Here is a 3,350-nt window from a genome sequence, read left to right on the forward strand (position 1 = left end):
GGTTACACGAGAATAAAATTTATACCAATACACCCTCTTTATTTCGAATCTTGCGCGTCCTCTATAGTTGGTTAACGCGCCCGATTGCCTACCATTACATGGATAAATATATCCGGCGCAAGGATTACTTTGACCAGCACTAGCCCTCACATCAGTCAGGCGGTGAAGTGTAAACTATGTTGAAGCGTGATCCTGTGCGCACGGATCCCAGCTGACTCAAGAAGTTAACCAATGATTCATGAGGTTTTAACAGTGGCTCACCATCCTTTTGATCGCGCCCACAATTTATGATGGGTCAGTATAACTATTTAATCACGATCAGAAAGGAACCATGCCGTGAGCAAGCATATTGATCAACGACCATTAGATACAGAGCCTGAGTTCAACCGCTTTATTGATGCAGCATTAAGTCGTCGCCGTTTTTTACAAGGCACCGGAGCGGCCAGTGCTGTCGCTTTTTTTGCTGCCAATCCAGTTGCGAAAGCAGTAGCAGATACAATGAGCCAAAGTGAACTGCTCGGCTTTGAGGCGATCCCAACATCAACAACTGATACAGTGAACGTACCTTCAGGATATAAAGCTGACGTACTGGTCTCTTGGGGCGATCCTCTTTTCGCTAACGCACCTGCTTTTTCCCAACAAAATGGCGCCGATGCCCAAGCACTCCAATTTGGTGATAACAATGATGGCATGACGTTTTTTCCTCTCGCCAATGATCGTGCTTTATTAGCGGTAAATAATGAATACATCAATGATGAATATTTATTTGAGCACGGCGGTAAAAATATTTCGGCTGATGATGCACGTAAGTCACAAGCGGCGCATGGCGTCTCTTTGGTTGAGTTGAAAAAAATGGATGGCCGCTGGCACGTCAACCAAGAGGGCCGCTTGAATCGTCGTATTACGGCCTACACTGAAATGGCCATGACGGGCCCCGCAGCCGGGCATTCGTTACTCAAAACCGCCGCCGATCCTTCAGGAAAAACGATTCTGGGCACCTTTAACAATTGTGCTAATGGCGAAACACCCTGGGGCACGTACCTGACCTGCGAAGAAAACTTTAACGGCTATTTTGCCAGCGCAAAAAACGTTACCTTGGGCAAAACGTATCAGCGCTACGGTATCAGCGATTCTGATTGGGGCTATGATTGGTACAAACATGACGAACGCTTCGATGTGGCTAAACATCCCAACGAGCCACATCGCTTTGGTTGGGTGGTTGAAATTGATCCTATGGATCCGAACTCAACGCCGAAAAAGCGCAGTGCACTAGGGCGCTTTAAACACGAGAATGCCGCACTCACTGTTAATGACGATGGTCATGTTGTGGTTTACATGGGTGACGACGAGCGTGGCGAACACCTTTATAAGTTTGTCTCTGAGGGAAAATACGATCCGAGTAAAGGTAGCGCTAATCGTGATTTGCTCGAAAATGGCACCTTGTATGTCGCCAAATTTACTGGCAGCGACGACGAGCTAAACGGCCAAGGTGAATGGTTAGCGCTGACCTTTGGCAAAAACGGTCTCACGCCAGAAAACGGCTTTCCTGATGAGGCCAGCGTGCTCATTTTTGCCCGAGAAGCAGCAACACAAGTGGGGGCCACTACCATGGACCGCCCAGAATGGGTGGCCGTGCATGCCGACAAAAAACACGTTTTCTGCACGTTAACCAATAATAAGTACCGCGGCGTCAAAGACAATCAACCCCTCAATGCCGCTAACCCCCGCACGGAAAATCCTTATGGCCATATTATTCGTTGGGCTCCTACTCAAGGCGATCATACCCGTGACACCTTTGAGTGGGATATTTTTGTGATGGCAGGCCATCCTGAAAAGCAATCTGGCCTAATGGCAGGCACAGACAACATCAACAAAGACAATATGTTTAACAGCCCGGATGGCATCGGCTTTGATCGCGCCGGACGTCTTTGGATCCAAACCGACGGCAATTATTCCAACGAAGGCGATTTTGCCGGCATGGGCAATAACCAAATGTTATGCGCGGATACTCAAACAGGCGAAATTCGTCGCTTCCTCACGGGGCCTACCTCATGTGAGATCACAGGGCTGACGTTTACCCCTGATTCACGCACTATGTTTGTCGGCGTCCAACACCCTGGTGCTCACTTTCCTGCTGGTGGCAACGCTATACCGCGCTCTTCGGTCATCATGATCACCAAAGAAGACGGCGGAGTCATTGGCAGTTAAGCCGTTTAACTCACAAACCCCCGTCAAAGCCCTTGTTTTTATGAGGGCTTTTTATATGTCCTTCAAACCACCACACCCGACGCTCAAACACGCACGACCCATAAGCTTATATCTTGGTGACGGACAGCGGAATGAACACTATTTGCAAAGTATGCGTTTTATTTTTGTTCACTTAGGGGCAGAATAGCGCAACCACTCGGGTCGGCGTTAACGGAAACCATGGAGATAGATTTGTTGTCTGAGTTAAGCAATATTGTCCAACTACTGTTAGAAAACAAGTTATTAACCACCGTCGGAGTGGTTGTCGTAGTCAGTCTTGTTCGCCGATTGATCCTACGCCACATTCGTGGTGACAGTAATTTTCTTAGCGAAGATCAGCGTAAATGGATGTCTCGTACGAAAAACGGGGCGTTTACTACCCTGTTACTTTTTCTATTCCTGTTTTGGAACACCGAAATCAATGAATTTGCGTTATCATTGACTGCCATCGCCGTTGCTGTTGTCGTCGCCTCAAAAGAGATCATTTTATGTGCGACCCTCCCAAATAGCTTGTTCTTTGCCACCACGGTGAAAAATCTTAACTTTATGAAGCGGTATGTGTATCACCATTTTCATCTGGTGATCCGCGGCGATATTAATTTATATCCGCATATTCCCGCGTTATTGGCACGTATTGACGATCATAGTGAAGATTTTATGGATATCGCTCGGCGATACAATCATGTGATAGAGCGTCATGCGGGCGTCGATTTACCCGGCCCTGAGCCACATTTATATTTATCGCACACCGAAACAGGCGAACAGCTTGTTCACGTTCGACTCTTTTGCCCAACAGAGCGCGCAGCGGAACTGGAGCAGCTGATCCGTGAAGATATTATGACATTGTATTGCGAGAAGCTGCTTCCCATCGCAGACGGTAAACAACTGGAAGCGGAAGAGCCACAGACAACAGATACCTCTGTGCCGTTGGCCAACGCGTAACAACTAGAAGCGCTCATTCCCCTCATGAGCGCTTTTTTGATCGAAAGCACTTTTTTCGAAAGATTTTGGGGTCGAAAAAAGCAAATTATCGTCGAAAAAAATTATAGCAGAAACAGTGTCCCTAAACCCAAAAAGGCGACAAAGCCGACAATGTCCGTCAC

General features: G+C 47.5%; 2 protein-coding genes. Both read left to right on the forward strand.

The annotated features are described in order from the left end of the window. Positions 1–336 precede the first annotated feature (336 nt). A complete protein-coding gene (locus BZG79_RS13090) occupies positions 337–2,208 on the forward strand; it encodes a PhoX family phosphatase (protein ID WP_077679253.1) in 1,872 nt (623 codons plus the stop codon). A gap of 234 nt (positions 2,209–2,442) precedes the next feature. Next, on the forward strand, positions 2,443–3,189 hold the full coding sequence (locus BZG79_RS13095) for a mechanosensitive ion channel family protein (protein ID WP_242414190.1): 747 nt from the start codon (positions 2,443–2,445) through the stop codon (positions 3,187–3,189). The last annotated feature ends 161 nt before the right edge of the window (positions 3,190–3,350 follow it).

The sequence above is a fragment of the Salinivibrio sp. MA427 genome, assembly GCF_001996115.1.
Taxonomy (GTDB): domain Bacteria; phylum Pseudomonadota; class Gammaproteobacteria; order Enterobacterales; family Vibrionaceae; genus Salinivibrio; species Salinivibrio costicola.